The sequence below is a fragment of the Ruegeria sp. SCP10 genome, assembly GCF_040329495.1.
Lineage (GTDB): Bacteria > Pseudomonadota > Alphaproteobacteria > Rhodobacterales > Rhodobacteraceae > Ruegeria.
The window spans coordinates 380679-405632 of the sequence record NZ_JBDZYF010000001.1 but is presented as its reverse complement, the minus strand read 5'-3'; the positions used below and the strand labels follow the sequence as shown (position 1 = coordinate 405632).

The 24954-nt window shown below is 57.7% G+C and carries 20 protein-coding genes and 2 tRNA genes; 13 read left to right on the top strand and 9 right to left on the bottom strand.

Features of this window, described 5'->3' with window-relative positions:
- The first annotated feature begins 70 nt into the window (after positions 1-70).
- Genes rocF through ABLN87_RS02075 form a run of 3 tightly spaced genes read left to right on the top strand, consistent with a single transcriptional unit; the run spans position 71 to position 2961 of the window.
- On the top strand, positions 71-991 hold the full coding sequence (gene rocF / locus ABLN87_RS02085) for an arginase (protein WP_353007057.1): 921 nt from the start codon (positions 71-73) through the stop codon (positions 989-991).
- Positions 991-1911: a citrulline utilization hydrolase CtlX gene (gene ctlX / locus ABLN87_RS02080; RefSeq protein WP_353007054.1), complete on the top strand. Its 921-nt coding sequence runs from the start codon at positions 991-993 to the stop codon at positions 1909-1911. Before rocF ends, ctlX begins: the two co-directional genes overlap by 1 nt.
- A gap of 9 nt (positions 1912-1920) precedes the next feature.
- Positions 1921-2961: an ornithine cyclodeaminase gene (locus ABLN87_RS02075; RefSeq protein WP_353007052.1), complete on the top strand. Its 1041-nt coding sequence runs from the start codon at positions 1921-1923 to the stop codon at positions 2959-2961.
- Positions 2962-3221: 260 nt separating this feature from the next.
- Here ABLN87_RS02075 and ABLN87_RS02070 read toward each other — a convergent pair whose 3' ends face one another.
- From ABLN87_RS02070 to ABLN87_RS02060, 3 genes are read right to left on the bottom strand one after another with little or no spacing between them, the layout of a single operon-like run.
- Complete coding sequence (locus ABLN87_RS02070) at positions 3222-4625, bottom strand: TRAP transporter large permease (RefSeq protein ID WP_353007050.1); 1404 nt, start codon at positions 4623-4625, stop codon at positions 3222-3224.
- Between the two features lie 3 nt (positions 4626-4628).
- Positions 4629-5258: a TRAP transporter small permease subunit gene (locus ABLN87_RS02065; RefSeq protein WP_170530236.1), complete on the bottom strand. Its 630-nt coding sequence runs from the start codon at positions 5256-5258 to the stop codon at positions 4629-4631.
- 60 nt (positions 5259-5318) lie between these two features.
- A complete protein-coding gene (locus tag ABLN87_RS02060) occupies positions 5319-6335 on the bottom strand; it encodes a C4-dicarboxylate TRAP transporter substrate-binding protein (protein WP_353007048.1) in 1017 nt (338 codons plus the stop codon).
- 427 nt (positions 6336-6762) lie between these two features.
- Between ABLN87_RS02060 and acs the strand changes: the two genes are divergently transcribed.
- From acs to ABLN87_RS02030, 6 genes are all read left to right on the top strand, one after another.
- Positions 6763-8727, top strand: coding sequence for an acetate--CoA ligase (acs, locus tag ABLN87_RS02055; RefSeq protein ID WP_353007046.1), 1965 nt, complete (start codon positions 6763-6765; stop codon positions 8725-8727).
- Positions 8728-8970: 243 nt separating this feature from the next.
- On the top strand, positions 8971-9255 hold the full coding sequence (locus tag ABLN87_RS02050; RefSeq protein ID WP_170530242.1) for a DUF4212 domain-containing protein: 285 nt from the start codon (positions 8971-8973) through the stop codon (positions 9253-9255).
- 7 nt (positions 9256-9262) lie between these two features.
- Complete coding sequence (locus ABLN87_RS02045; protein ID WP_353007044.1) at positions 9263-11047, top strand: sodium:solute symporter family protein; 1785 nt, start codon at positions 9263-9265, stop codon at positions 11045-11047.
- A gap of 109 nt (positions 11048-11156) precedes the next feature.
- Positions 11157-12980 carry a DUF294 nucleotidyltransferase-like domain-containing protein gene (locus ABLN87_RS02040; protein WP_353007042.1) on the top strand — a complete coding sequence of 608 codons (1824 nt, stop codon included), beginning with the start codon at positions 11157-11159 and terminating at the stop codon, positions 12978-12980.
- Between the two features lie 73 nt (positions 12981-13053).
- Positions 13054-13572, top strand: coding sequence for a hypothetical protein (locus tag ABLN87_RS02035; RefSeq protein WP_353007040.1), 519 nt, complete (start codon positions 13054-13056; stop codon positions 13570-13572).
- Positions 13573-13574: 2 nt separating this feature from the next.
- Complete coding sequence (locus tag ABLN87_RS02030) at positions 13575-14987, top strand: 3'-5' exonuclease (RefSeq protein WP_353007037.1); 1413 nt, start codon at positions 13575-13577, stop codon at positions 14985-14987.
- 57 nt (positions 14988-15044) lie between these two features.
- Here ABLN87_RS02030 and ABLN87_RS02025 read toward each other — a convergent pair whose 3' ends face one another.
- The gene (locus ABLN87_RS02025) at positions 15045-16364 is read right to left on the bottom strand and encodes an ATP-binding protein (protein ID WP_353007035.1); all 1320 of its coding nucleotides are present in this window, start codon (positions 16362-16364) and stop codon (positions 15045-15047) included.
- Between the two features lie 44 nt (positions 16365-16408).
- Between ABLN87_RS02025 and ABLN87_RS02020 the strand changes: the two genes are divergently transcribed.
- The 3 genes from ABLN87_RS02020 (at position 16409) to ABLN87_RS02010 (ending at position 17679) form a co-directional block, all read left to right on the top strand.
- On the top strand, positions 16409-17323 hold the full coding sequence (locus ABLN87_RS02020; RefSeq protein WP_353007033.1) for an MBL fold metallo-hydrolase: 915 nt from the start codon (positions 16409-16411) through the stop codon (positions 17321-17323).
- Positions 17324-17400: 77 nt separating this feature from the next.
- Positions 17401-17475 (top strand) — tRNA-Asn (locus tag ABLN87_RS02015).
- Positions 17476-17604: 129 nt separating this feature from the next.
- Positions 17605-17679 (top strand) — tRNA-Asn (locus tag ABLN87_RS02010).
- Positions 17680-17700: 21 nt separating this feature from the next.
- Here the strand turns inward: ABLN87_RS02010 and ABLN87_RS02005 are convergent.
- The 4 genes from ABLN87_RS02005 to zwf form a co-directional block, all read right to left on the bottom strand.
- The gene (locus ABLN87_RS02005; protein WP_353007031.1) at positions 17701-19320 is read right to left on the bottom strand and encodes a long-chain-fatty-acid--CoA ligase; all 1620 of its coding nucleotides are present in this window, start codon (positions 19318-19320) and stop codon (positions 17701-17703) included.
- Positions 19321-19496: 176 nt separating this feature from the next.
- Entirely contained in the window at positions 19497-21104 is a 1608-nt protein-coding gene (pgi, locus tag ABLN87_RS02000) for a glucose-6-phosphate isomerase (RefSeq protein WP_353007028.1), read from the bottom strand.
- 5 nt (positions 21105-21109) lie between these two features.
- Positions 21110-21781, bottom strand: coding sequence for a 6-phosphogluconolactonase (pgl, locus tag ABLN87_RS01995; protein ID WP_353007025.1), 672 nt, complete (start codon positions 21779-21781; stop codon positions 21110-21112).
- The gene (gene zwf / locus ABLN87_RS01990) at positions 21778-23232 is read right to left on the bottom strand and encodes a glucose-6-phosphate dehydrogenase (protein WP_353007023.1); all 1455 of its coding nucleotides are present in this window, start codon (positions 23230-23232) and stop codon (positions 21778-21780) included. Before zwf ends, pgl begins: the two co-directional genes overlap by 4 nt.
- A 175-nt stretch (positions 23233-23407) precedes the next feature.
- Between zwf and ABLN87_RS01985 the strand changes: the two genes are divergently transcribed.
- Positions 23408-24361 (top strand): radical SAM protein, encoded by a 954-nt coding sequence (locus tag ABLN87_RS01985; protein ID WP_353007021.1) that lies wholly within the window; start codon positions 23408-23410, stop codon positions 24359-24361.
- Positions 24362-24423: 62 nt separating this feature from the next.
- Here ABLN87_RS01985 and ABLN87_RS01980 read toward each other — a convergent pair whose 3' ends face one another.
- On the bottom strand, positions 24424-24945 hold the full coding sequence (locus tag ABLN87_RS01980) for a DUF4760 domain-containing protein (protein WP_353007019.1): 522 nt from the start codon (positions 24943-24945) through the stop codon (positions 24424-24426).
- Between the last annotated feature and the right edge of the window lie 9 nt (positions 24946-24954).

Below are 24954 nucleotides of genomic sequence, written 5' to 3'. Positions count from 1 at the left end.
GGATTTTCAAAGCCCATTTTGAACAATTTGCGGGCTTCCAGCAAGATATATTGAGCGGCTAAATGAGCCTATGGATAACAAGCAGATTATTTTGGTCGGAGCCCCGATGGATTCGGGAAAACGGCGTCAGGGATGCCGGATGGGCCCCGATGCGCTTCGCGTAGCAGGGCTGGAACAGGCAATTGCCGATCTGGGGCATAAGGTTGCGGACTGGGGCGATGTCGATCCCGATCAGGTTGATCTACCACAGGATTCGCATCTGTTCTCACTACCCGAATGCATCGGCTGGACTCGCGCCCTGAGCCGAACCGCTGAAAAGGCTGCCTCCGAGGGCACGCCTATCTTTATGGGTGGCGATCACGCGCTGTCGATGGGCACGGTTGCGGGTATGGCCGCGCATGCGCAACAGTTGAGCCGCCCCCTCTTCGTGCTCTGGCTTGATGCGCACAGCGATTTTCATACGCCGCAAAGCACAGACAGCGGCAATCTGCATGGCACGCCAGTGGCCTATTTCACCGGGCAATCGGGGTTCGAGGCCTTCCCCGCGCTTCCAGCAACCATCCCCACAGATCGCGTCGGGATGATTGGGCTGCGCTCGGTCGACCCTGCGGAACGTACAGTTTTGGAGCAGAAAAGCGCCATGCTGGCTGATATGCGCAGCATAGACGAACATGGGATCAAAGCCCCATTGATGGCCTTTCTGGACCGTGTCCGCGCCGAAAACGGAATGCTCCATGTCTCATTGGACGTAGATTTCCTTGACCCTTCCATCGCCCCGGCTGTTGGAACCACCGTTCCCGGTGGCGCGACCGAGCGCGAGGCCCATCTGGCCATGGAGTTGTTGCATGAAAGCGGGCTGGTTTGTTCGCTTGACCTGGTCGAGCTGAACCCGTTTCTCGATGAGCGCGGGCGCACCGCAAAGCTGGTAGTCGATCTGGCTGCCTCCCTGTTGGGGCGCCGGATCTTTGACCGCCCCACCCGGAGCTTCTGATGCTGTCTCTTCAAGCGCCTTCCGCAGTCGTCATGGTCCGCCCGCATGCTTTTACATCCAATCCGGAAACGCGCGACGACAATGCGTTTCAAACACTGGCCGACCGATCGGCCAAAGCCACATCCGCCACGGCACGCGACGAGCATGACAAAGCCGTTGAACAGCTGCGCGCTGCGGGCGTTACCGTGCATGTCTTTGACGACCACGGGGATCTGGACACGCCAGACAGTGTTTTCCCCAACAATTGGTTTTCCACTCATCCCGGAGGCCACGTGGCGATCTATCCGATGTTCGTTCCGTCCCGCAGACGTGAGCGGCGCTCGGATGTCATCGAATTGCTGAAGCGCGAATACCGGGTGCAGGATGTCATCGATTATTCGGGGCTTGAGCAAGATGATCTCGCCCTGGAAGGGACCGGGGCGATGGTCCTCGATCACGTTGGCCGCATTGCATACACCGTGAAATCAAACCGCGCCGACCCGGTTCTACTGGAAAGGTTCTGCACGCATTTCAACTATGAACCCATCGCTTTCGAAGCTCGTGATGCCGCAAATCGCGACGTGTATCATACCAATGTCCTCATGGCGATTGGCACGCAATATGCACTGATCTGTCTGGACATGATCCCTGATGCCGAACGGCGGGAAACCGTCAAGTCCCGGCTTGAGGAATCCGGACGAACGGTCGTTGATCTGTCTCATCAACAAATCGCTGAGTTCGCCGGAAACGCGATTGAGCTGACCGGTAAGAACGGGTTGGTGCTGGCGCTTTCCAGCCGGGCGTTGGCGGCACTGACGCCTAACCAGATTGCCACGATTGAGGAAAGCGCAACGCTATTGCCTCTTTCGGTTCCAACAATAGAAACTGCCGGTGGATCGGTACGCTGCATGATCGCGGGCATCCACCTGTCCCGCCGATAGGAGCAATAAATGCAGCCGTCAGATAAGGCCCTCGTCCCATTTGTTTCCGTCGACAACATGATGCGGCTGGTTCACCATATCGGGGTCGAGCAGATGATCACCAGGATCGCAGCGCAGATCGAGGCTGATTTCAAACGGTGGGAAAGTTTCGACAAGACCCCCCGCATCCCGGCCCATTCCCCACATGGCGTGATCGAGTTGATGCCGACCTCGGATGGCGAAGCTTACGGATTCAAATATGTCAACGGCCATCCGAAGAACACCTCCGAAGGTCTTCAGACCGTCACCGCCTTTGGTCTGCTGGCAGATGTATACACGGGTTACCCGACCCTGCTGACCGAGATGACCATGCTGACGGCCCTGCGTACCGCAGCAACATCAGCCCTTGTCGGCCAGTACCTGGCCCCCAGAAACGCCAAGACCATGGCCATGATCGGCAATGGTGCGCAGTCCGAATTCCAGTGTCTGGCCTTTAAAACCATGTGCGGTATCGAGACCGTTCGTCTTTATGACATTGACCCGAACGCAACCGCCAAATGCGCCGCCAACCTACAGGGCAAAGGCCTGACAGTCGTATCCTGCAAGAGCGCCGAAGACGCCATTGAAGGCGCGCAGATCATCTCGACCTGCACCGCAGACAAGAAGTATGCCACCATCCTGACCGACAACATGGTCGGCCCCGGCGTGCACATAAACGCCATTGGCGGCGATTGCCCGGGCAAAACCGAGTTGCACCGCGATATTTTGTTACGCTCTGAAATCTTCGTGGAATACCCCGAGCAGACAAGGATCGAAGGTGAGATTCAAGCGCTTGAAGGCGATCATCCGGTGACCGAGATGTGGCAGGTAATGACGGGACAAGCCGAGGGGCGCAAAGATGATCGGCAGATCACTCTGTTTGACAGCGTCGGCTTCGCCATCGAAGATTTCTCGGCCCTGCGGGTCATCAAGAACGTGGTCGCCGAGACAGAATTCTTCGAGCCACTGGATATGCTGGCAGACCCGGATGATCCGCGCGATCTGTTTGGCATGTTGATGCGGGCGCAATAACTCACCGACGCCAATTCACCGCCGGGCCATGCAAAAAGGGGGCTCTGCCCCCGCCGCCCTTCGGGCGTCTCCCCCGGGATATTTTTGGCCAGATGAAGTAGTGGATTATTAACCAAAACCACCGAATAGAGAGAGGCGGTACAGGCAGGGATGCCGATGACCGCGCAAGGTGAAGCTCTCTGGGCGGAAGTTCAGAGAGTGGATCCCTGCTTCATCTGGCTATAAATATCCCGGAGCGCGAGGCAGAGCCTCGCTAAACTCTACCCCGCCAAGGATGGCAGGAAGAGAACAATGCCCGGGAAGGCCACAAGCAGTGCAATCGTCAACGCGTCGGCAATGAAGAACGGTGTCACACCTTTAAATACATCCTGAACACTCAGATCAGGCCGCACGCCGGCGACAACGAAACAGTTCAAGCCAATCGGCGGCGTGATCAGACAAAACTCGGCCATTTTGACGACCAGAATACCAAACCAGATCGCACACATCGGACCGGACATGCCAAAGGCGCTGTCAGCCGCGCTCACGGTTTCACCGCCGTTCAAGGCCATCACCGCCGGGTAGACAACCGGAAGGGTCAACAAGAGCATCCCAATGGCATCCATGAACATGCCCAACACCGCATAGGCCAGAAGAATGCAGATCAGGATCAGCATTGGGGACATCTCAAGGGACGTAATCCAGTCCGAGAATGCGCCCGGCAAATCTGCGAAGCCCAGAAAGCGCACATAGATCAAGACGCCCCAGATGATCGAAAAGATCATCGCTGTCAGTTTGGCGGTTTCCAGCAGGGCGGATTTGAACTCGGGCCAGCGCATGCCGTGGAACAGGGCAAAACAAAACACGATGAAAGCCCCTATTGCGCCGCCTTCGGTCGGGGTGCCCCAGGCTTTGTCGCCGAAGGGGTTGTAGACAAAGCAGATGATGATCAGGATCACGGCCACGATCGGAATGGCACCGGGCAGTGCGGCGAAGCGCTGTTTCCAACTGAAGCCTGTCACCGGAGGACCCACCGATTTGAACACGACCGCGATGCCGACGATCAATAGGCCGTACACTAGCGCTGAGAACGCTCCGGGTATGAACCCCGCCAGAAGCAACTTACCGACGTCTTGTTCGACGATGATGGCGTAGATCACAAGGATCGCCGAAGGCGGGATAAGAGAGGCCAGAGTACCGCCTGCCGCGACGACGCCTGCGGCAAAGCGTTTGTTGTAGCCGACGCTCAGCATCTCTGGGATTGCAATGCGCGCGAACACGGCAGATGTCGCAACAGAGGCACCGGATACTGCGGCAAACCCAGCGGTGGCGAAAATAGTTGAAACAGCCAGCCCGCCGGGCACCCAAGCGATCCAGCGTTTGGCGGCTTCAAAAAGCGCCCGCGTCAGACCGGCGTAATAAGCCAAATAGCCGATCAGGATGAACGTCGGAATCAAGCTGAGCGTATGGGCCGCCACTTTGGAATGTGGCACCTGACCGGCTGTTTTCACGGCCACTGTAACGGCTTTGCCAAAACGGTCCGGATCGTAGCCGAACTTGGCCCAAAAAATCCAAATCAGCCCGATTAACCCGGCCAGACCCGCAGCAAAGGCCACGCGCATCCCGGTTACAACAAGAAGCAGCAGGCCTCCGGTGACCCAAAGGCCAATCTCAATCGTATCCATACGCTAGTCCTGCCCTTCGAACTGTTCTGCCTCGGCAGCGGCTTGGGCGGCGGCGTCCTGGATCAATGGAACGGCAACCGGCGTCTCAAGACCCAGCACCAAGGCGCGCCCATATCCCCAAACCTGCAGAACCAGCCGCATGCACAACACCGAGAACGCGACTGGCGCCAGCAGTTTTGCAGGCCAAAGCGGTATACCAATGTCGATTGAACTGTCGCGGCTCCACAGTGGAGCGCCGAAATCGAAGGACCGGTCGAAATGTGACCAGCTGCCCCAGACCAGGGCCAGCATCAGAACAAGGATCAGAAGGACCGAAATAAGTTCAAACAGCCACAGGGCCCGCCCCTGCAGGCGAGAGATCACGATGTCCATGCGGATATGCCCGCCATCGCGCTGCACATATGAAATACCCAAAAAGGCTATCAGCGGCATCGCCTGTTCGATCCAATCCACATAGCCAGGCAGTGGCGCGTTAAAGGCGTTCCTGCCACTAACCGAAACAACGGCCAGAACCATAAGGCTGAACACGGCCAGCCCGCTGATCAGCGCCATGAATTTTTCAAGCGTCAGCAAGCGCTGATCCAGCTGGCTGAGGCGGCTGCCATCTTCCAGCACCGTGGCTTGACCTGCCATTCCGGTGATCCTTTGAAGTGAAGCTATACGGGCACCCGATAAGGGTGCCCGAAAGTAAGATCAGTTCCCGCCGCGCTGTTGCTGCAGCGTGGCTTGAACAAGATCATAAAGCTCTTGCGCCGGAAGGCCCTGCGCAGACATATCCGCGATCCACTGTTCGCGGATCGGGTCAGCCGCCTTTGTGCGGAACTCTTCGATGACTGCGTCGTCGATCATCACTTTCTGAACGCCTTTTTCGGACAGAACGCTATCCCATTGCTCGAGCAGACCGCCGTAGTTCGCCAGATAATGCGCAATTGCTTCGTCAATCGAGCTGTCGAGCGCTTCGCGATGCTCCGGCGACAATGCCTCATAGGCATCGATGTTCACAACAACCGGGCAATTCACAGTGCCGGGGTTCAGGTTTGCCGTCCACCAATCTGCCTCATTGATTGTACCAAAGGACAGATGCGCGTGCTGAGCGAAGGCCACGGTGTCAACAACACCGGATTCCATCGCGTTGTAAGCCTCAGTTGCGGGAACTGATGTCGGAACGCCACCCACGGCCTCGAACGCCTGACCAAGACCGCCGGTTGCACGGACGCGCATGCCTTCGAAATCAGCCAGCTGATCGCGCGGATCGCCGGTGCCCACAAGATTGTATTGCGGCATAGGCGAGGTCATCAGGATGCGCGCATTCCACTGCGCCATTTCATCAGCCACAGCCGGATGATCATAAACCGCATGGCTGACAGCAACTTCTTCTTCCAGATTGTTCACGCCCAGGAAAGGCAGTTCCAGCACGGTGATTGCGCGGTTCTTGTCGCGGTGATAACCTGCGCAGAACTGCGCGACCTCAAAAGCGCCGATCTCGATCCCGTCCAGGTTTTCGCGCGGCTTGGACAGGCCACCATAGCTGACATTGATCGTGAATTCGCCACCGGTTTTTTCGTTCACCAGTTCGGATAGCTTTTCAACATGCTCGGTAAAGGCGCGCCGCTTGCCCCAGACCGAGGCATTCCACTCTGTTGCAGCCGCCTCGGTCACAAAGGCAATCCCAAGGGCGGCGACAGCGGCACCGCTCAAATACTTTTTCATTCTGATGTCTCCCTTATGTGCGCCTCTTCCCGAAGCGCTTGGCGAAAAGTTAGCGCCAACCCCCGCATCTGCCAACCCCACAGACGCGGCAACGGATACCTGAAGCTCTGGACTCGGCTGTGTTTCACGCTTGGGTTTACTCTGACTCTGAGACCAAGCGGCGACTAGAGCTGTTTCAACCGCAGCGATCTGTGTTACAGCCTTCCTTTTGATTTTATATAATTATTTTAGGCGTCCAGGACTATTTTTACAAATACACTCCAAGTCAAGAAATTTTTTGACAAACAAATGCAGGGATTACGGCAATTTATTTATTTATTTTCAGAACGCAGCAATACTGCGCTCGGGGAGGAATGGGATCGACATTACCCGTTCAACGGGCAAAGAAGATCCAGAACTATCCAGTCCAGAGGGAGGAGCCTCAAAAATGACTACCGCTGCCCAGGCAGATGCCAAGACATATGCGCCATCCGCAGATACCATCGCCCGCGCACATGTTGATGCCGCCAAATATGACGCGATGTATGCAGCTTCTATCAGTGACCCCGACGCTTTCTGGGCCGAGCAAGGCAATCGTGTCGACTGGATCAAACCCTTCTCTCAGGTCAAAGACGTCAACTACGATTTCGGCTCGGTAAAGATCAACTGGTTCGCAGACGGTACGCTCAACGTATCTGCCAACTGCTTGGACCGTCATCTTGAGACACGCGGAGATCAGACCGCGATCATTTGGGAACCCGATGACCCAAATGATCCCGCCCAGCACATCACCTATGCTGAGTTGCACCGCCGTACGTGCCGGATGGCGAACATTCTGGAAACGCTGGGTGTGCGCAAAGGTGACCGGGTTGTGATCTATCTGCCGATGATCCCCGAGGCGGCCTATGCGATGCTGGCCTGCGCACGGATCGGCGCCATCCATTCCATTGTGTTTGCAGGCTTTTCGCCAGACGCCCTGGCTGCGCGCGTCAATGGGTGTGACGCCAAGGTCGTCATCACAGCAGACGAAGCCCCGCGCGGGGGCCGTAAGACGCCGCTGAAATCAAACGCCGATGCGGCTTTACTGCATTGCAAGGACACGGTGAAATGCCTTGTTGTCAAACGCACAGGCGGTCAGACCACTTGGATTGACGGTCGCGACTGCGACTACAATGAAATGGCGCTGGAAGCGGATGACTATTGCGCACCTGCTGAGATGAGCGCCGAGGATCCGCTGTTTATCCTTTATACCTCGGGATCGACCGGTCAGCCCAAGGGCGTTGTGCACACCACCGGTGGCTATCTGGTCTATGCGGCCATGACACATGAGATCACGTTCGACTATCATGAAGGCGATATCTACTGGTGCACCGCGGATGTGGGCTGGGTGACCGGCCACAGCTATATCGTCTATGGACCGTTGGCCAATGGCGCGACCACGCTGATGTTCGAAGGTGTGCCGACCTTCCCCGACGCCTCGCGTTTCTGGCAGGTGTGCGAGAAGCACAAGGTGAACCAGTTCTATACGGCCCCAACCGCGATCCGTGCGTTGATGGGCCAGGGCACTGAGTTCGTCGAGAAATGCGACCTCAGTGATTTGCGCACACTGGGGACTGTCGGTGAACCGATCAACCCGGAAGCCTGGAACTGGTATAATGAGGTTGTCGGCAAGGGCAAATGCCCCATCGTGGACACATGGTGGCAGACCGAAACCGGCGGTCACCTGATGACCCCCCTGCCCGGCGCGCACGCGATGAAGCCCGGCTCGGCGATGAAACCGTTCTTTGGCATCGAGCCGGTGGTTCTGGACCCGCAATCCGGGGTAGAGATCGAGGGCAACGGCGTCGAAGGCGTTTTGTGCATCAAAGACAGCTGGCCCGGTCAGATGCGCACCGTTTGGGGGGATCATGAACGGTTCGAGAAAACCTATTTCTCGGATTACAAAGGCTACTATTTCACCGGTGACGGCTGCCGCCGCGATGAGGACGGTGACTACTGGATCACCGGTCGCGTTGACGACGTGATCAACGTCTCGGGCCACCGCATGGGCACCGCCGAAGTCGAAAGCGCGTTGGTGGCGCATGCCGCCGTGGCCGAAGCCGCCGTAGTAGGCTATCCCCATGAAATCAAAGGACAAGGCATCTATTGCTACGTCACTTTGATGAATGATCGTGAGCCTTCGGATGAACTGCTGAAAGAGCTGCGCACTTGGGTTCGGACCGAGATCGGACCGATTGCCAGCCCGGATGTCATTCAGTGGGCCCCCGGCCTGCCTAAGACCCGTTCGGGAAAGATCATGCGCCGCATCCTGCGCAAGATCGCGGAAAACGACTTTGGCAGCCTGGGCGACACTTCAACCCTCGCAGACCCGTCAGTGGTTGAAGACCTGATCGAAAACAGGGCCAACACTTAGGCCCTGGTCTAAGACGACCTCATCGCCCGCGCTGGAGGACCTAGCGGGCGATGAGACACAAGAATGGGAGGAGATAGGCCGCAAGGCTTTGATCCTGAAACCGAATACTTCGATTGAACCGCCTTGGCGGAACAGCGGAGTTTTGCCGGACGTCACGGGGCGTTTGGCACAACCAAGAAGCGGCGCATCGCACTGGAGGAGTTGTGCAGCGTCGCCCAAGAGGGAAGCGAAGGAGGACACCGCATGGCGGATCATTCATCAAACTCCGCGCAGGCTGCCGATGCCGATAAGGGCTATTGGCAGGCCAACCTGCGCCTCATCTACATCAGCCTCGTTATCTGGGCGCTGGTGTCGTTTGGATTCGGCATCCTGCTGCGTCCGCTTCTGTCGGGGATCGCCATCGGCGGCACCGATCTGGGCTTTTGGTTCGCTCAGCAAGGATCAATCCTGGTCTTTCTGGTGCTGATCTTCAACTACGCCTGGCGCATGAACAAACTGGACGCTGAATACGGCGTGGACGAGGAGTAAGCGAGCCATGGATCAGTTTACCATCAACCTGCTGTTTGTTGGCGCATCCTTCGCGCTCTACATCGGCATCGCGATCTGGGCCCGCGCTGGGTCCACATCTGAGTTCTACGCGGCCGGTCGCGGCGTTCACCCGGTCACCAACGGTATGGCGACAGCGGCGGACTGGATGTCTGCGGCCTCGTTCATCTCGATGGCGGGCCTCATCGCCTTCACCGGCTATGACAACTCGACCTTCCTGATGGGTTGGACCGGTGGCTACGTGCTGCTGGCTCTGCTGCTTGCGCCCTACCTGCGTAAGTTCGGCAAGTACACCGTCTCGGAATTCATTGGCGACCGTTTCTACAGCCAAACCGCACGTGTTGTTGCGGTTGTCTGTCTGATCGTTGCATCGGTGACCTACGTGATCGGTCAGATGACCGGCGTGGGCGTGGCCTTTGGTCGCTTCCTTGAGGTCGACAACACCACAGGCCTGCTGATCGGTGCCGCAGTTGTGTTTGCCTACGCGGTGTTTGGCGGGATGAAGGGCGTGACCTACACTCAGGTCGCTCAGTACTGCGTGCTGATTACTGCCTACACCATCCCGGCCATCTTCATCTCGTTGCAACTGACAGGCACGCCGATCCCGGCGCTGGGTCTGTTTGGCGACACTGCAAGTGGTGAGCCGCTGCTGACCAAGCTGGACGCGATCGTGACCGAGCTGGGCTTTGCTGAATACACAGCTCACCACTCGAACACGCTGAACATGGTGCTGTTCACGCTGTCGCTGATGATCGGTACCGCCGGTCTGCCGCACGTGATCATGCGCTTCTTCACCGTTCCCAAAGTGTCTGACGCACGTTGGTCCGCTGGCTGGACGCTGGTCTTCATCGCGCTGCTGTATCTGACCGCCCCTGCGGTTGGTGCCATGGCGCGTCTGAACATCAGTGACATGATGTGGCCCAATGGCGGCATCGAAGGCGGAGCCGTATCGGTCGAACAGATCGACAATGACCCGCAGTACGACTGGATGGCCACATGGCAGAAAACCGGTCTGCTGGACTGGGAAGACAAGAACGGCGACGGCAAAATCCAGTACTACAACGACAAATCCGAAGCGATGCAGGCCATTGCGGAAGAAAAAGGCTGGGTTGGTAACGAGCTGACCAAGTTTAACCGCGACATCCTGGTTCTGGCGAACCCGGAAATTGCCAACCTGCCAGGTTGGGTTGTGGGTCTGGTTGCTGCCGGTGGTCTGGCTGCCGCCCTGTCCACGGCTGCGGGTCTGTTGCTCGCAATCTCGTCAGCGGTGTCCCACGACCTTGTCAAAGGGGCTATCAACCCGTCGATCTCTGAAAAGGGTGAGCTTCTGGCGGCGCGGATTGCAATGGCTGTGGCCATCGTGGTCGCAACTTGGCTGGGTCTGAACCCACCGGGCTTTGCGGCGCAAACCGTGGCCTTGGCGTTTGGTCTGGCGGCAGCCTCGATCTTCCCGGCGCTGATGATGGGGATCTTCTCGACCCGCATCAACAACACCGGCGCGGTCGCTGGCATGATGGCTGGTCTGGTCGTGACCCTGGTCTACATCTTCCTGCACAAGGGCTGGCTGTTCATTCCGGGCACCAACTCGTTCACCGATGCTGACCCGCTGCTGGGTCCGATCAAGTCGACCTCGTTCGGCGCCATCGGTGCAATGATCAACTTCGGCGTTGCTTACGTCGTTGCCGGCATGACCAAAGAGACTCCGCAGGAGATCAAAGATCTGGTCGAAAGCGTTCGCATTCCCCGTGGTGCTGGCGCAGCTCAGAATAAATGAGCATGATGCGGCGCATGGATAGATTCTATGTGCCGCGTCTTTCGACTTACTGTTCCCGCCCGGCATTCCACCGGGCGGGATTTTTGCTTGGAGATCATCGAGCGTTCTGATGCCCCTGTCCCAATCGCAGATCACCCGGTTTCTGAAATCCGTTCATCCCTATGATGCGTTGCCCGAGGACGTGCTGGAAGATATCGCGCGCCGGGCTGACATTCAGGATGTGGACGCGGATGCGCAGCTTTATGATCTGGGGCACACCCTGCCCGGCGTGTTTCTAATCTACGAAGGGCTGGTCGAGATCACGGATGAAAACGGCGCTGTTGTCTCGCAACTGGGATTGCGCAATTCCTTCGGCGAACGGGGCTTGCTGCGCAATGGCAAAGCCGCGACACGTGCAAGCGCGCAACGCGCATCTATCCTGATCATCCTGCCGCCCGATCTGGTGCAGGATCTGGTGAACTCGCATGAGATCGTATCCCGGTTTTTCAACCGAACCCGTGGGGATCGTTCCGGCCCGCAGAGCCTGGCCACCAGTGCCATCGACGTTCTGATGGCCCGTGATCCAGCGACCTGCCTACCCGATACCCCCGTTCCCGAGGCCGCGCGCCTTATGCGCGACAAGAAGATTTCCTCCCTTTGCGTGACAAATGCCGACGCGTTGTTAGGGATCGCAACCCTGCGCGATATCTCTAGCAAATACGTAGCGGATTCACTGCCCCCGGATACGGCAATATCGGAGATCATGACCTCAAACCCCATTACGCTTTCGCCGACCGATATCGGGTCTGATGTGCTGCACATCATGATGGAGCGTGGGATCGGTCATATCCCCATTTGCAAGGCCGGTCAGCTGGTCGGGATTGTGACTCAAACCGACCTGACCCATTATCAAGCGGTAAACTCGGCAGAGTTGGTGCGCAGAATTGCCCATGCCGATTCCCCCGCCGAAATGGCAACCGTTACGGCCGAGATACCGCAACTGCTAGTCCAGCTTGTGGCCGCAGGGAACCGGCACGAGATCGTGACACGTCTGATCACCGATATCGCTGATACCGCCACGCGGCGCCTGCTGACGCTGGCAGAGGATAAACTAGGTCCACCGCCTGTTCCCTATCTCTGGCTGGCCTGTGGCTCGCAAGGGCGTCAAGAACAGACAGGTGTGTCGGATCAGGACAATTGCCTGATGCTGGATGATAGTGTCACCAACGGCGACATGCCTTACTTTCAATCTCTGGCCAAATTCGTCTCGGACGGGTTGGATGTCTGCGGGTATTTCTATTGCCCCGGCGATATGATGGCGACCAATCCGCGCTGGTGTCAGCCTCTGCGGGTCTGGCGCGAGTATTTCAACGGCTGGATCGCTAAACCCAACCCCGAGGCACAGATGCTGGCCTCGGTCATGTTTGACCTGCGTCCCATCGGCGGCACGTTTGAACTGTTTGCCGATCTTCAGGCGAACACGCTGAAAGCGGCCAGTTCGAATTCAATCTTTGTGGCCCATATGATTGCAAACTCGCTGAAGCATACTCCACCTTTGGGGCTGTTTCGCGGGTTTGCCACTGTTCGGTCAGGAGAACATCGCAACACATTGGACCTAAAGCATAATGGCGTGGTGCCTGTGGTTGATCTGGGCCGCATCTACGCCCTACAGGGGCAGTTGACCGAAGCCAATACCCGCGCGCGACTGAAAGCGGCTGAGGCGGCAGGCGTGCTCAGCCCCTCGGGTGCAAGGGACCTGCTGGATGCCTATGACCTGATCGCTGAAAGCCGTCTGGAACATCAGGTTCGAAGGGTCAAATCAGGCGCGGGCCCGGACAATTACCTGCCCCCCTCGGATCTATCGGATTTCGAACGCAGCCACCTGCGCGACGCCTTTGTCGTGATTAAGACAATGCAATCTGCGGTTGGTCATGGCAAAGGGATGCTGGGTTAGGAACTGTTAACGCTCTGATAGAGCAAATGAATTAAAGAAAGGGCCGTCTGCGCCCTGAAAGTGGAGGAAACAGATGTTTCTGGAGTTGATCGGCACAATATTCGCAGGCTTCGCCTTTGCCGGGGTCGTGATGGTGCTGAACAAAGTCACCGGTGGTTTACTTCCTCGTTGGGCAACTCCTGTTGCGGCGGGATTGGGTATGATCGGAATGACCATCGCCAGCGAGTATTCTTGGTACGACCGCACCCGCGACACGCTGCCTGACAGTCTGACCGTGATACAAGAGGTCGAAAGCCGCGCGATCTATCGCCCCTGGACCTATGCAGTGCCCTTTGTCGATCGCTTTGCCGCCATCGACACCGTCTCGCTGAGGACCAATGATCAGGTGCCGGATCAACGTCTGATTGACCTGTATTTCTTTGGCCGCTGGGCGCCGCGTTCGATGGTCCCCGTCGCAGTTGACTGCGCCCAAAACCGGCGCGCCAATCTGGCCGACGGGGCCGAGTTTGGGGCTGACGGACAACTGGTAAATGCCGATTGGTTCACAGCCGGTAGCAGTGATCCAATCATTGAGGCCACCTGCGGAGTGTAATTATGCTGACCCGCCTCAGCCTTCGACTTAGGATTTTCCTGTTCTTCTGTTTGCTCGCCTTGGGTGGGCTATTGGTGACGGCTTTGGCTTTGGGGCTCAGCTATACCCGTGCAGGCCAGCCGGAACTTCTGGATGCATTCATTTTCTCTGGACTTCTGATCGGGTTTGGCCTGCTGGCGCTGGTCGCAGGGATTTGGCTGCTGTTTGACGACAATATCGCAAAACCGATCGAGCGCATTTCGGCACAGCTTCGCGCCCGTGCCCATGCTGGCGTCAGTACGGACATGGATATGCAAGCCGCGCGCTACCTTGGCGATCTGGCCCCTGCAGCCGCGGGGCTTGCCGATCAACTGTCGGATAAGACGTTGAACATAGCCGAGGCTGTGGCGACTGAAACGGCTGCTTTGGCAGCCGAAAAAAAACGCCTGACCGCTTTGCTCACCGAAATTCCAGTGGCCATGTTGCTGGCAAGTCCGACGCACAAGATCGTTCTTTACGATGCGCAGGCGGCTGAGGTTCTGGCCCAGATTGCGCATCCGCGCCTGAATGCTTCACTGTTTGAGTATCTCAAGCCGGACTCGTTGGAGGCCGCATATAAACGCCTGATGAAAACCGGGCTGGATGTGGATTGCACCTTGCACAGTGCCGACGACAAGCAAAGTTATCAGGCGCGGATGAAACCCTTGGGGGACGCACCAGGATATATGCTGATCTTCGACGATAGCGCGGCCCGCATTGCCCCGGATTCAGCACGCCCGTTGGTCTATGATTTCGACCTGCTGACGAGCGCGGCTGAGGAAGCGTTTGAAACCCGGAATCTGTCGGATTTGTGCTTTGTGGTGTTCGATACGGAAACAACCGGCCTGCTACCCCACAAGGATGAGATCGTTCAAATCGGCGCGGTGCGCGTCATCAAGGGCCGAATCGTTGCAGGGGAACAGCTGGATATGCTGGTCGACCCAGGCATTCCCATCCCTGCGGCTTCGACCAAGGTGCACAAGGTCAGCGACCACATGGTTCAGGGCGCGCCAGATATTGGTCAGGCGGGGCGGGTGTTCCATCAATTCGCTCAGGATGCGGTGATCGTCGCCCATAACGCGCCGTTTGACATGGCTTTCCTGCGCCGTCATGCGCAACGAATGGAGGTGGAATGGAACCACCCGATTCTGGATACCGTGCTGATGTCCGCAGTTCTGTTTGGCGCCAGCGAGACGCACACGCTGGACGCCCTGTGTGAGAGGCTGGACATCACCATCCCCGAAGCTCTGCGCCATACGGCACTGGGGGATGCGGTGGCGACTGCGGATGCACTGGTCAAGATGCTGCCGATGCTTGAGGCCCGCGGTATGACCACCTTCGGCGCGGTGATTTCAGAGACCCGCAAACATGGGCGGTTGCTGGAAGATTTGAACTGAGTTCGAGGCAGCGCACTAACACTCGGTTCTTTGGCGGGTGTACCTCTTTAGTGCGCCCTACCGTCCGATTATGATATCGGCGCACAAACCGCCCAATCGCTCACTTTGAGCCAGCCGCAAAACGCCGCCATGCGCCCGCGCCACATCCGCGACAATTGCCAAACCCAGCCCGACGCCGCTGCCTTGATTCTGGTTTCGGGCCGGATCAAGGCGCGAGAACGGCTTTACCGCTTCGGTACGCCGATCAGCAGGAATGCCCGGCCCATCGTCTTCGACCCGGATACGCAACGATTTTGGGGTGATCGACAGGCTCACATCGGCACGGCTTCCATACCGCACCGCGTTGCTGATCAGGTTCTCAACCGCTCGCCTTAAGGCCATCGGTCGCAGCATGACGCTGCCCTGCCCGTCCACCTCGACCAATGCGGCCGCGTGGCCCGCTCGCTTGGCATCTTCAACGATCTGATGCACCAGGATTTCGATGTCGACCTCTTCCGGCGCGCCTTCGGCTGCCCCGCGCGAGAAATCCAGAAAGGCATCCAGCAGAGATTGCATCTCGGTCACGTCCTGCTGCATAGGTGCGGCCTCGTCCTCTGGCAGCATCGATAGGCCCAGCTTCAGCCGAGTCAAAGGCGTTCGCAGATCATGGCTGACACCGGACAGCATCATCGTCCGTTGTTCGATTTGCCTTTCGATCCGGGCGCGCATGTCCAGAAAGGCATTGCCTGCTGCGCGCACCTCAATCGCTCCGCCGGGTGTGTAGTCGACCACCCGCCCCCGCCCAAAGGCCTCGGCGGCTTTGGACAGCCGTGTGATCGGGCGCAGCTGATTGCGCATATAAAGAAACGATATCGAAGTCATGACGATGGCGAAAAACACCATTGTCACGATCAACTGATGCGGGGCCGTGGGCGCAAGACGCCTGCGGTCAAACACAAGTTCCAGTGTGCCCAATGGCGTGTCCATGTAGAGCCGCGCGTCCGGTCCATTGGGTAAAGCCACCGCCTTAAGATCAGGCAGCAGCGCATGCAAATCCGCCTCAATCTGCGGGGCGATGAAATCATACCAGCGCCCGGTGCCAATATCCGGCGCTTCGTTGAGATCGAGAAACCGAACGCTCATCTCAAGTGCGGCCAGATCGGGCCGCACAGCAGCCAGCGCCTGTTGCTGGGTCTCAACGCCCTCCATCGCACTGATCACCAGATTGACCTCACGCGCTGCGGTGCGGACCATTTGCGCTGTGACGTCTTCGAGATGTCGCTGGAGAAACGCATTTCCAACAACCAGCAGCAGGACGATCACCGGCAAAACCAGAATCAACGCCGCCCGGGCGTAAAGGCTGCGTGGCAGATAAGGTTTGAGCCATTGCGAAGACATGCGCTAAACCTAGCGGGCTGCCCGGGCAAGAGGAAGGGGACAGAATGCAGGCGCCAGATGATTTCGACCCACCTGTTGGGCTTGCGATGGAATTGCAACCCGGACTAAGGCGCATTCTGGCCCCCAACCCATCGCCCATGACCTATCGTGGGACCAATACCTATCTGCTGGGCACACGGGATGTCGCAGTGATCGACCCCGGCCCTGCGTCCGAAGCGCATTTGCAGGCGATTCTGGGCGCACTAGAGCCCGGTCAAAAGATCAGCCATATCTTCGTGACCCACAGCCATTTGGATCATTCGCCGCTGGCTACGCCATTGGCCGCCCGAACAGGCGCGCGAATCCACGCGTTTGGAGGACCGGAGGCCGGGCGCAGTACCGTGATGACTGAACTGGCGCATAACGGTCTGGTGGGCGGCGGTGAAGGGATTGATCAAACGTTTCGCCCGGATGTTGAAATCGCGGATGGTGAGTTGATCGAAGGCGACGATTGGCAACTTGAGGTGATCCATACACCTGGGCATCTGGGCAATCATATCGCGCTGGCCTGGGGTCAGACCTGCTTCACCGCCGATCATGTGATGGGTTGGGCCAGCTCACTGGTTTCCCCTCCGGATGGTGATCTGACGGATTTCATGGCGGCCTGTTACAGGCTGCAGGAGCGCGATTGGTCGGTGTTTCATGCGGGCCACGGCGCACCTATCACCGACCCTGCCGGACGGTTGACATGGCTGATTCAACACAGGCTGGGCCGTGAGGCGCAAATCCTGTCGGCGCTGGAAGATCAGCCCGGCACCGCCCGGCAATTGGCCCAGCGCATCTACACCGAAACGCCCAAAGCGCTGCTGCCCGCAGCAGAACGGAATGTCTTTGCCCATCTGGTTGATCTGGTTGGAAAATCCAAAGTAGCGCACGCGGGAGCGCTGTCGACCGAGGCCGTCTTTCACCGGCACGCATAGGCACAAAAGTTTTTTCCTAAATCGAGCGCTTCCCTACTGGACGACAAAAAACGGGGTTGCTATACGGCGCGAACCGTTCCGGCGTAGCTCAGCGGTAGAGCAGTTGACTGTTAATCAATTGGTCGTAGGTTCGATCCCTACCGCCGGAGCCATTCTTCCCCTTAGAAGAGCGTTAGTTCGTCCGCCATGACATCGTGAATGTGGGGGTCCGTTTTTTCGTCGAAAAACTGCCTGCCCCCTCTGGACGGGGCCAAATCTGATTGCTATACGGCGCGAACCGTTCCGGCGTAGCTCAGCGGTAGAGCAGTTGACTGTTAATCAATTGGTCGTAGGTTCGATCCCTACCGCCGGAGCCATTCTTCCTCAAATCCGCAGGATCAGCCGGTCAGGGCTGTTTCGAAATCGGCACGCAGGTTCCGTTTCAGCACTTTACCCGTGGCGTTCAGGGGCAAAGCCTCAACAAAAACAACCTTATCCGGGGTTTGCCACTTGGCGATCTTGCCCTCGAAGAAGGCCAATAGTTCCTCTTCGCTGGGGTTCTGGCCGTCGGCCTTGACCGCCACGAGCAAGGGCCGTTCATCCCATTTAGGATGCGGGACACCCACAACAGCAGCTGTGGCAAGCTTGGGATGAGCCACGGCGATGTTTTCCAGCTCGACCGAGCTGATCCATTCGCCACCCGATTTGATGATGTCCTTGGACCGGTCCCTGATCGTCATGTAACCATCTGGGTCCAGTGTCGCCACATCTCCGGTGGCAAACCACCCATCCTGCAACAGCGCCTGGTCCTGCATCAGGAAGTAGCTGTCCAACACCCATGGGCCACGCACCAGAAGATCGCCCTGGGTGACACCATCATGCGGCAGTTCCTTGCCATCATCATCGACGATTTTCAGCTCGACCCCGTAAGGCGGTCGCCCCTGGCTTTCGCGCAGCTTATGTTGTTGATCGATTGGCAGATCCCGGTGTTTGGCCATCGGGGTATTTGCTGTGCCCAGCGGGCTCATCTCGCTCATGCCCCAGGCGTGAACGGTATCGACACCATAAGTGTCGCGGAAGGTTTCGATCATTGACGGCGGACAGGCCGCGCCGCCAATCACGGTGCGTTCCAAACTGGTCAATTCGCTACCGGATTGAGCCGCCTGCGCCAGCAATCCCTGCCAGATCGTGGGGACTCCCATGGCTAATGTCACGCCATAGGTGTCGATCAGCTTGACCAGAGACGCGCCATCCAAGCCCGGCCCCGGCAGGACCATTCTGGATCCCGACATCGCGCAGGCATAAGGGGAACCCCAAGCATTGACATGGAACATCGGCACAACCGGCATCACCACATCCATGGCCGAATAGCCGATCACGTCCCGCGTGTTCGATCCAAAGCTGTGCAGCACAGTTGACCGGTGCGAATACAGAACCCCCTTTGGGTTGCCGGTGGTGCCCGACGTATAGCAAAGGCTGGACGCCGTGTTTTCGTCAAAGCTGGGCCAGGCATAGCCTGCATCGCCGGTTTCGATCAGTTCGTCATAGAACGCGACCCCATCGATCTGGGCCAGCGCCTCGTCGTTGCGCGGCCCCATCAGGACAAAATGGCGAACCTCGGTCAACGATGGCTTTAGCGCAGCAACCAATGGAATGAAGGTGGCATCAAAGAACAGAACCCGGTCTTGCGCGTGGTTGATGATATAGGTCAGCTGCTCGGGGAACAGGCGCGGGTTGATCGTGTGGCACACATATCCGGCGCCCGAGGTGCCGTAGTAGATTTCAAGATGGCGGCGGTTGTTCCAAGCCAGCGTTCCGATGCGGTCCTGCGGCTTTAGCCCCAGCTTGCCCAGCGCCGAGGCCAGTTTACGCGCATTGGTGGCCACCTCAGACCAACTGGTCTGCGTTACGGTTCCATCCGTTTCGACCGAGTGTATCTCGGTCTGGCCATGATAGCGTTCGGCGTGTTCGATCAGCGACGAGATCAGCAAAGGCTGCGTCATCATCTGTCCCAGCATGGACGTCCTCCCCATTTCTCGGCTTAGCCTTTGCGGCCGTTGCCGTGTCATCGAAACCTAGGGGCAATGCCCCATGGGTCAATTCCATTCTCCTCAGGAGGAACCCTGCCAAGCATTTAATTGTCTGACAATATCAGAATGCAGCCTGCCCTAAGGGCAAGCCATTAGATTCTGCGCTAGTCTCGGTGTTTCAACGCGTAAGCAACCAGCGCCGTAGTCGAGCCATCCTTGCCTTCTGCGCTTTCCTCACCATCCACGATAGGACCCAGTGAGGTTGCCAGTTCTTTGCCCAGCTCAACACCCCATTGATCGAAAGAGTTGATACCCAGAAGGACGCCTTCGACAAAGACACGATGTTCATAGAGCGCGATAATCTGCCCCAGCACAAAGGGGGTCAGTTTCGGGTAGATCAAGGTGGTCGACGGCCGATTGCCAGCAAACACGCGATGGCGGGCCTGACGATCCAGCTCATCCCCCTCAAAACCCTTTTCGGCCATTCGTGCGCGGGCTTCCTCCAGCGACCGGCCACGCATCAGCGCCTCGGACTGGGCCAGGCAATTGGCCAGCAACAGCCGGTGATGATGGGCCAGTTCTGGTTCATGCCCCTCGGCCCCCACCATGAACTCACAGGGGATGACATCCGTGCCCTGATGGATCAGCTGGTAGAACGCGTGCTGACCATTGGTGCCGGGTTCGCCCCAGACAACCGGGCCCGATGGTAAGGTCAGAGACGCGCCATCCATCGCCACGGATTTCCCGTTCGATTCCATCTCAAGCTGTTGGAAATAGGCTGGCAGACGCAGCAGGCGCTGATCATAGGGCAGAACGGCGCGGCTGGCATAGCCCAGAACCTGGCGGTGCCAAATGCCGACAAGGGCCAGCATTACGGGCATGTTCTCGGCCCAGTCGGCCGATCGGAAATGCAAGTCCATAGCCTGCCCGCCGCGCAAGAACGCGTCAAACGCGTTCGAGCCCACCGCGATCATCACCGGCAGACCCACCGGCCCCCAGACAGAATAGCGCCCGCCGACCCAATCGGCGAAGCCAAAGACACGGTCCGCCGGGATACCAAATTCTTGGGTCTTGTCCAAAGCGCTGGACACGGCGGCAAATTGTTTTGCCGGGTCGCCCCCACCGTCGCTCATCCATGCCCGCGCGGTGCGTGCGTTGGTCATGGTTTCGATGGTCGTAAAGGTCTTGGAGGCCACGATGACCAAGGTCCGTGTCGGATCAAGCTGCCGCAGCGTATCCGCGATATGCGCCCCATCCACATTCGAGACATAGTGAACCCGCGGCCCGTCATGATAGGGTGACAGCGCATGTGTCGCCATCACCGGCCCCAGATCGGACCCGCCGATACCGATATTCACCACATCCGTGAAGCTGCCGCCTACCCCCGCTATAGCCCCTCCGCGAATTTCTTCGGCAAAGACACGCATGCGCTGCAAGGTTGCCAGCACATCTGGCATGACGTCTTGCCCATCGATCTGCACAGCGCCGCCATCCAGATTGCGCAAAGCCGTGTGAAGAACAGCCCGCCCCTCGGTTTCGTTGATTTTCTCACCCGAAAACATGGCAGCGCGCCGCTCGGCCAAATTGGCCTCGTCGCACAGTCGGATCAGGCCGTCGCGCATATCAGCGTCGATCCGGGTTTTAGAATAGTCAAAGACCATATCCCCAGCTGAGGCCGAGAAGTTTTGTGCCCTGTCCGGGTCAGCCGCAAACAAATCCACGATGCGGTCGGTCTGCGCAGTAGCCAGCGCTTTGAGATTGCTCAGGTCCATCTCACTCACTCCGCCCAATGCACGGTCATACCACTCAGCACTGCCGCGATTGGTGCTTCTTCCGGTGGTAGAGCCATAGCACGCTCCAATGCGTCACGCTTGGCTGCCCCGAAAATGATCAGGTGCTTGGATAAAGCCCCATCCAGAACCGGCCCCGTCAGTGTAATACGCGGCTCGGGTTGAACCTGAGTGCGGGCCACGGCGAGCGTAGGAGCATGGCTGTCGAGGGCCGCCTCCAGCCCTTCCATACCCGGAAACAGGGATGCTGTGTGCATGTCTTCTCCCATACCCAATACCAGAACCGACAGCGGCAGAACCGGTGCGATCAGAGATTCTATTTCTGGCAACGCCGTCTCAGGCGCGGTCCCCGGAACATAAAGCGGGATGTATTGCGCCGCTGACGCACGATTGGTCAGCAACCGCTGTCGGATCAGGCGTTCATTCGAACGCTCGCTGTCGGCAGGAACGCAGCGTTCATCGGTGGGCATGACACGCACGCGATCCCATTCCAGATCAGCCGCGCAGAGAACATCGAACACTGGGCCCGGAGTTGTCCCCCCCGGAACCGCCAGCGCGATGGTTTCATTGTGCAGCAATGCGGCTTCAAGCTCTCCGGCCAGCATATTTGCGACATCGATGGCCAGCATGTCCCGATCGGCATAATCCTGAATATTCATGGCTTTATTCCTTGCCAGCGGCGACCATCACGTTTCATCAGCAGCTCGGCGTCGCCGGGGCCTGTGCTGCCGCTGTCATAGGGTTTGGGCACGTCACCGCGCGCCTGCCAGCCGTCGATGATCGGATCGGTCCAGGCCCAGGCGGCCTCGACCTCATCGCCGCGCATGAACAGGGTCTGGTTGCCCCGGATCACGTCCATCACCAAGCGTTCATAGGCGTCGGGTGGGTCCTGGTTTTCAGGTCCCAGCGCATCGGCAAAGCTCATATCCAGCGGCACGTCGATCAGGCGCATACCGCCCGGCCCCGGTTCCTTAATCGTTACCTTCAGCGTGATGCCTTCGTTCGGTTGCAACCGGATAGACAAGGCATTTGCGTGCCGTCCCGCAGCCTCACCAAAGATCGAATGCGGCGCATCCTTGAACTGCACATTGATGACCGAGGATCGCGCGACCAGCCGCTTGCCGGTACGCAGATAAAACGGAGTGCCAGCCCACCGCCAATTGCTGACATGCGCTTTCAAAGCCACATAGCTTTCAGTTGTCGAACGGGGATTGTTCACCACCTCACGATAGCCCGGCTCTCCCTCGCCCGTTGCAAATTGGCCCCGCACGATGTGATGCGGCTCGACCGGATCAAGCGCACGAATGACTTTCAGCTTTTCATCGCGCACCGCATCGGGGTCGAACTTGGCAGGCGGTTCCATGGCGATCAGGCAGAGCAACTGCATCAGGTGATTCTGCATCATATCCCGCATAGCCCCGGCACGTTCGTAATACTCCTCGCGCCCATCCACGCCGACCGTTTCGGCAACGGTGATCTGGATGTGATCGACATATTGGCTGTTCCAGAGCGGCTCGAACAGCATATTGCCAAAGCGCACGGCCATCAGGTTCTGGACTGTTTCTTTGCCCAGATAGTGATCGATCCGGTAGATTTGCCCCTCGTCAAAATGTGCCGCCAGGGTTGAATTCAGACCGCGCGCGCTGTGAAGGTCATGGCCAAACGGTTTCTCGACGACGATCCGCGTCTGGTCTGAAACCATGCCATGCGATCTGATCTGATCGGCCAAAGGCCCAAACAGGCGCGGACCAACCGAGAAATAGAACGCACGTATACGGTCCTTGGTCAGCCGCCCCGTCAGTTCAGGCCATCCCTCTGCCGACATTGCGTCCAGCGCGACGTAATCCAACCGTTGCAGAAACCCGTCTAGCGCTTCAGTGTTCTCAGCCCGCCTGGGCGCGTCTCGTCGCAGCGACTCCGCCACGATCTGGCGAAATGCATCCGTCGTCAGATCGGACCGCGCCGCGCCAATGATCTGTGCGTCCTCTGGCCATTGGCCTGCACAAAACCGGTGAAACAGGGCTGGCAAAATCTTGCGCTGCGCCAAATCACCAGTGCCGCCGAAAATGACCAGATCAAATGGGTCAACAGGAATGACACGAGAAACCATGGCTTGTCCTTATCCTGCCCCCATCGACATGTCCAATGTTAGCGCAATCATTTTCGAACCTTTTGGCGGGAAAACTCTCATTCATCAAAACTCTGTCAGAACGCCATCAGACCCTTACCATAGCGACAACAAACAGATAAATCATTCAAACGACTTCAAAGAACCGGATGTGGGAATGAAAGACAACGCCCCTCAGCTTGCCAATATCGGTAAGTTTCAAGACAGATTGGTGACGGCAGACGGACAGACCCGCGCGTCAGTTGCCCTGTCAAACCCGCAGACCCTGTGGTTCAATACCGGTACGCTGTGCAATATCGAATGCGTGAACTGCTATATCGCAAGCAGCCCCACCAATGATGCGCTGGTCTATATCACAGCCGCCGAAGTCACCGACTATCTGGACCAGATCGAACAGCGCAACTGGCCGGTCAAAGAGATCGCGTTCACCGGCGGTGAGCCCTTTATGAATCCCGAGATGATCGAGATCACCCGCGCCGCGTTGGCTCGTGGGTATGAAGTGCTGATCTTGACAAATGCGATGCTACCGATGATGCGCCGCAAGATGCGCGAGGGTTTGTTGGAGCTTCAGCGTGATTATGCTGCAAAGCTGACCCTGCGCATTTCGGTCGATCATTATCGGCCCGAACTGCACGACGAAGAACGCGGCAAAGGCAGCTTTGCCAAGACGCTGACAGGGATGGAATGGCTGCGCGATCACGGCTTTAACATAGCCGTGGCAGGGCGCACCGTCTGGGGTGACAGCGATGCGGACAGCCGCGCGGGCTATGCTGCATTTTTCGACGCTCACGGATTTGATATCGATGCAAACGACCCCGCGCAGACCGTTCTGTTCCCGGAAATGGACGAAACGGTTGAGGTTCCTGAAATCACCACCGCCTGCTGGGGCATTTTGAACAAATCCCCCGACGCGGTTATGTGTGCCAGCGCGCGCATGGTGGTGAAACGCAAAGGCGCCGAGCGTCCGGCCGTTCTAGCCTGCACCTTGCTACCCTATTCGCCTGAGTTCGAGCTGGGTGAAACACTGGCCGAGGCCGAGGCAGATGTGCATTTGAACCACCCCCACTGCGCAAAGTTCTGCGTCTTGGGCGGGGCCAGCTGTTCGGGTTAACCTGCGCGCTTCGTTCATTCCAACCAAGACTTACCAAACACCAAAACAAGCAGGGGGCGTTGTCAGCGCCCAACTACTTCGCCTATCGAAGGAAAGAACGGGCGCCTCAGATCCCCCTCAGTGTGCAATTGTTGAATTTCAATCTTGCGCAAGACTTCATCGACCATTTTGTAGTCATCAGCAATGATGCTCCGCATGTACTTTTCGAACAGTTTCTTATCAATGTCCTTTGATACATAAAGATCGCAGATCAAATCATAGAAATTGAACACTTCAACCAAGTTCAACCTCAATTGACGCATTGCATCTGTGTCCGACGCGGCGAAACTAGCCAGATTGGGATTTGGTTCACTCAATGCATCCTGAAATGATATGCGCTTTTTCGTAAACTCTTCACATAGCATCTCACGCAACATTTGAATGGTGAGTATGCGCCTATCCCTAGCATTTGCGAAAGAAAAGCCCGCATACGCACCTATAAGCGCGCCCATTAGCGCACAGAATACATTCAACGACACCGTTTCCAATAGTCCCATAAAAAACCTCGCTTCATCTGAAATTCTGGAAAGTTTGCTTGAACTCAAAATAGTTCA

Bases quoted from the DNA above. Each gene is read 5' to 3' on its own strand.
- pgl (WP_353007025.1), bottom strand. From the start codon at position 21,781: ATGAATATTCAGGATTATGCCGATCGGGACATGCTGGCCATCGATGTC.
- ABLN87_RS02045 (WP_353007044.1), top strand. From the start codon at position 9,263: ATGGATCAGTTTACCATCAACCTGCTGTTTGTTGGCGCATCCTTCGCG.
- ABLN87_RS02030 (WP_353007037.1), top strand. From the start codon at position 13,575: ATGCTGACCCGCCTCAGCCTTCGACTTAGGATTTTCCTGTTCTTCTGT.
- ABLN87_RS02060 (WP_353007048.1), bottom strand. From the start codon at position 6,335: ATGAAAAAGTATTTGAGCGGTGCCGCTGTCGCCGCCCTTGGGATTGCC.
- ABLN87_RS02025 (WP_353007035.1), bottom strand. From the start codon at position 16,364: ATGTCTTCGCAATGGCTCAAACCTTATCTGCCACGCAGCCTTTACGCC.
- ABLN87_RS02040 (WP_353007042.1), top strand. From the start codon at position 11,157: ATGCCCCTGTCCCAATCGCAGATCACCCGGTTTCTGAAATCCGTTCAT.
- ABLN87_RS02070 (WP_353007050.1), bottom strand. From the start codon at position 4,625: ATGGATACGATTGAGATTGGCCTTTGGGTCACCGGAGGCCTGCTGCTT.
- ABLN87_RS02075 (WP_353007052.1), top strand. From the start codon at position 1,921: ATGCAGCCGTCAGATAAGGCCCTCGTCCCATTTGTTTCCGTCGACAAC.
- ABLN87_RS02065 (WP_170530236.1), bottom strand. From the start codon at position 5,258: ATGGCAGGTCAAGCCACGGTGCTGGAAGATGGCAGCCGCCTCAGCCAG.
- ABLN87_RS02050 (WP_170530242.1), top strand. From the start codon at position 8,971: ATGGCGGATCATTCATCAAACTCCGCGCAGGCTGCCGATGCCGATAAG.
- rocF (WP_353007057.1), top strand. From the start codon at position 71: ATGGATAACAAGCAGATTATTTTGGTCGGAGCCCCGATGGATTCGGGA.
- ctlX (WP_353007054.1), top strand. From the start codon at position 991: ATGCTGTCTCTTCAAGCGCCTTCCGCAGTCGTCATGGTCCGCCCGCAT.
- ABLN87_RS01985 (WP_353007021.1), top strand. From the start codon at position 23,408: ATGAAAGACAACGCCCCTCAGCTTGCCAATATCGGTAAGTTTCAAGAC.
- ABLN87_RS02020 (WP_353007033.1), top strand. From the start codon at position 16,409: ATGCAGGCGCCAGATGATTTCGACCCACCTGTTGGGCTTGCGATGGAA.
- zwf (WP_353007023.1), bottom strand. From the start codon at position 23,232: ATGGTTTCTCGTGTCATTCCTGTTGACCCATTTGATCTGGTCATTTTC.
- ABLN87_RS02035 (WP_353007040.1), top strand. From the start codon at position 13,054: ATGTTTCTGGAGTTGATCGGCACAATATTCGCAGGCTTCGCCTTTGCC.
- acs (WP_353007046.1), top strand. From the start codon at position 6,763: ATGACTACCGCTGCCCAGGCAGATGCCAAGACATATGCGCCATCCGCA.
- ABLN87_RS02005 (WP_353007031.1), bottom strand. From the start codon at position 19,320: ATGCTGGGACAGATGATGACGCAGCCTTTGCTGATCTCGTCGCTGATC.
- pgi (WP_353007028.1), bottom strand. From the start codon at position 21,104: ATGGACCTGAGCAATCTCAAAGCGCTGGCTACTGCGCAGACCGACCGC.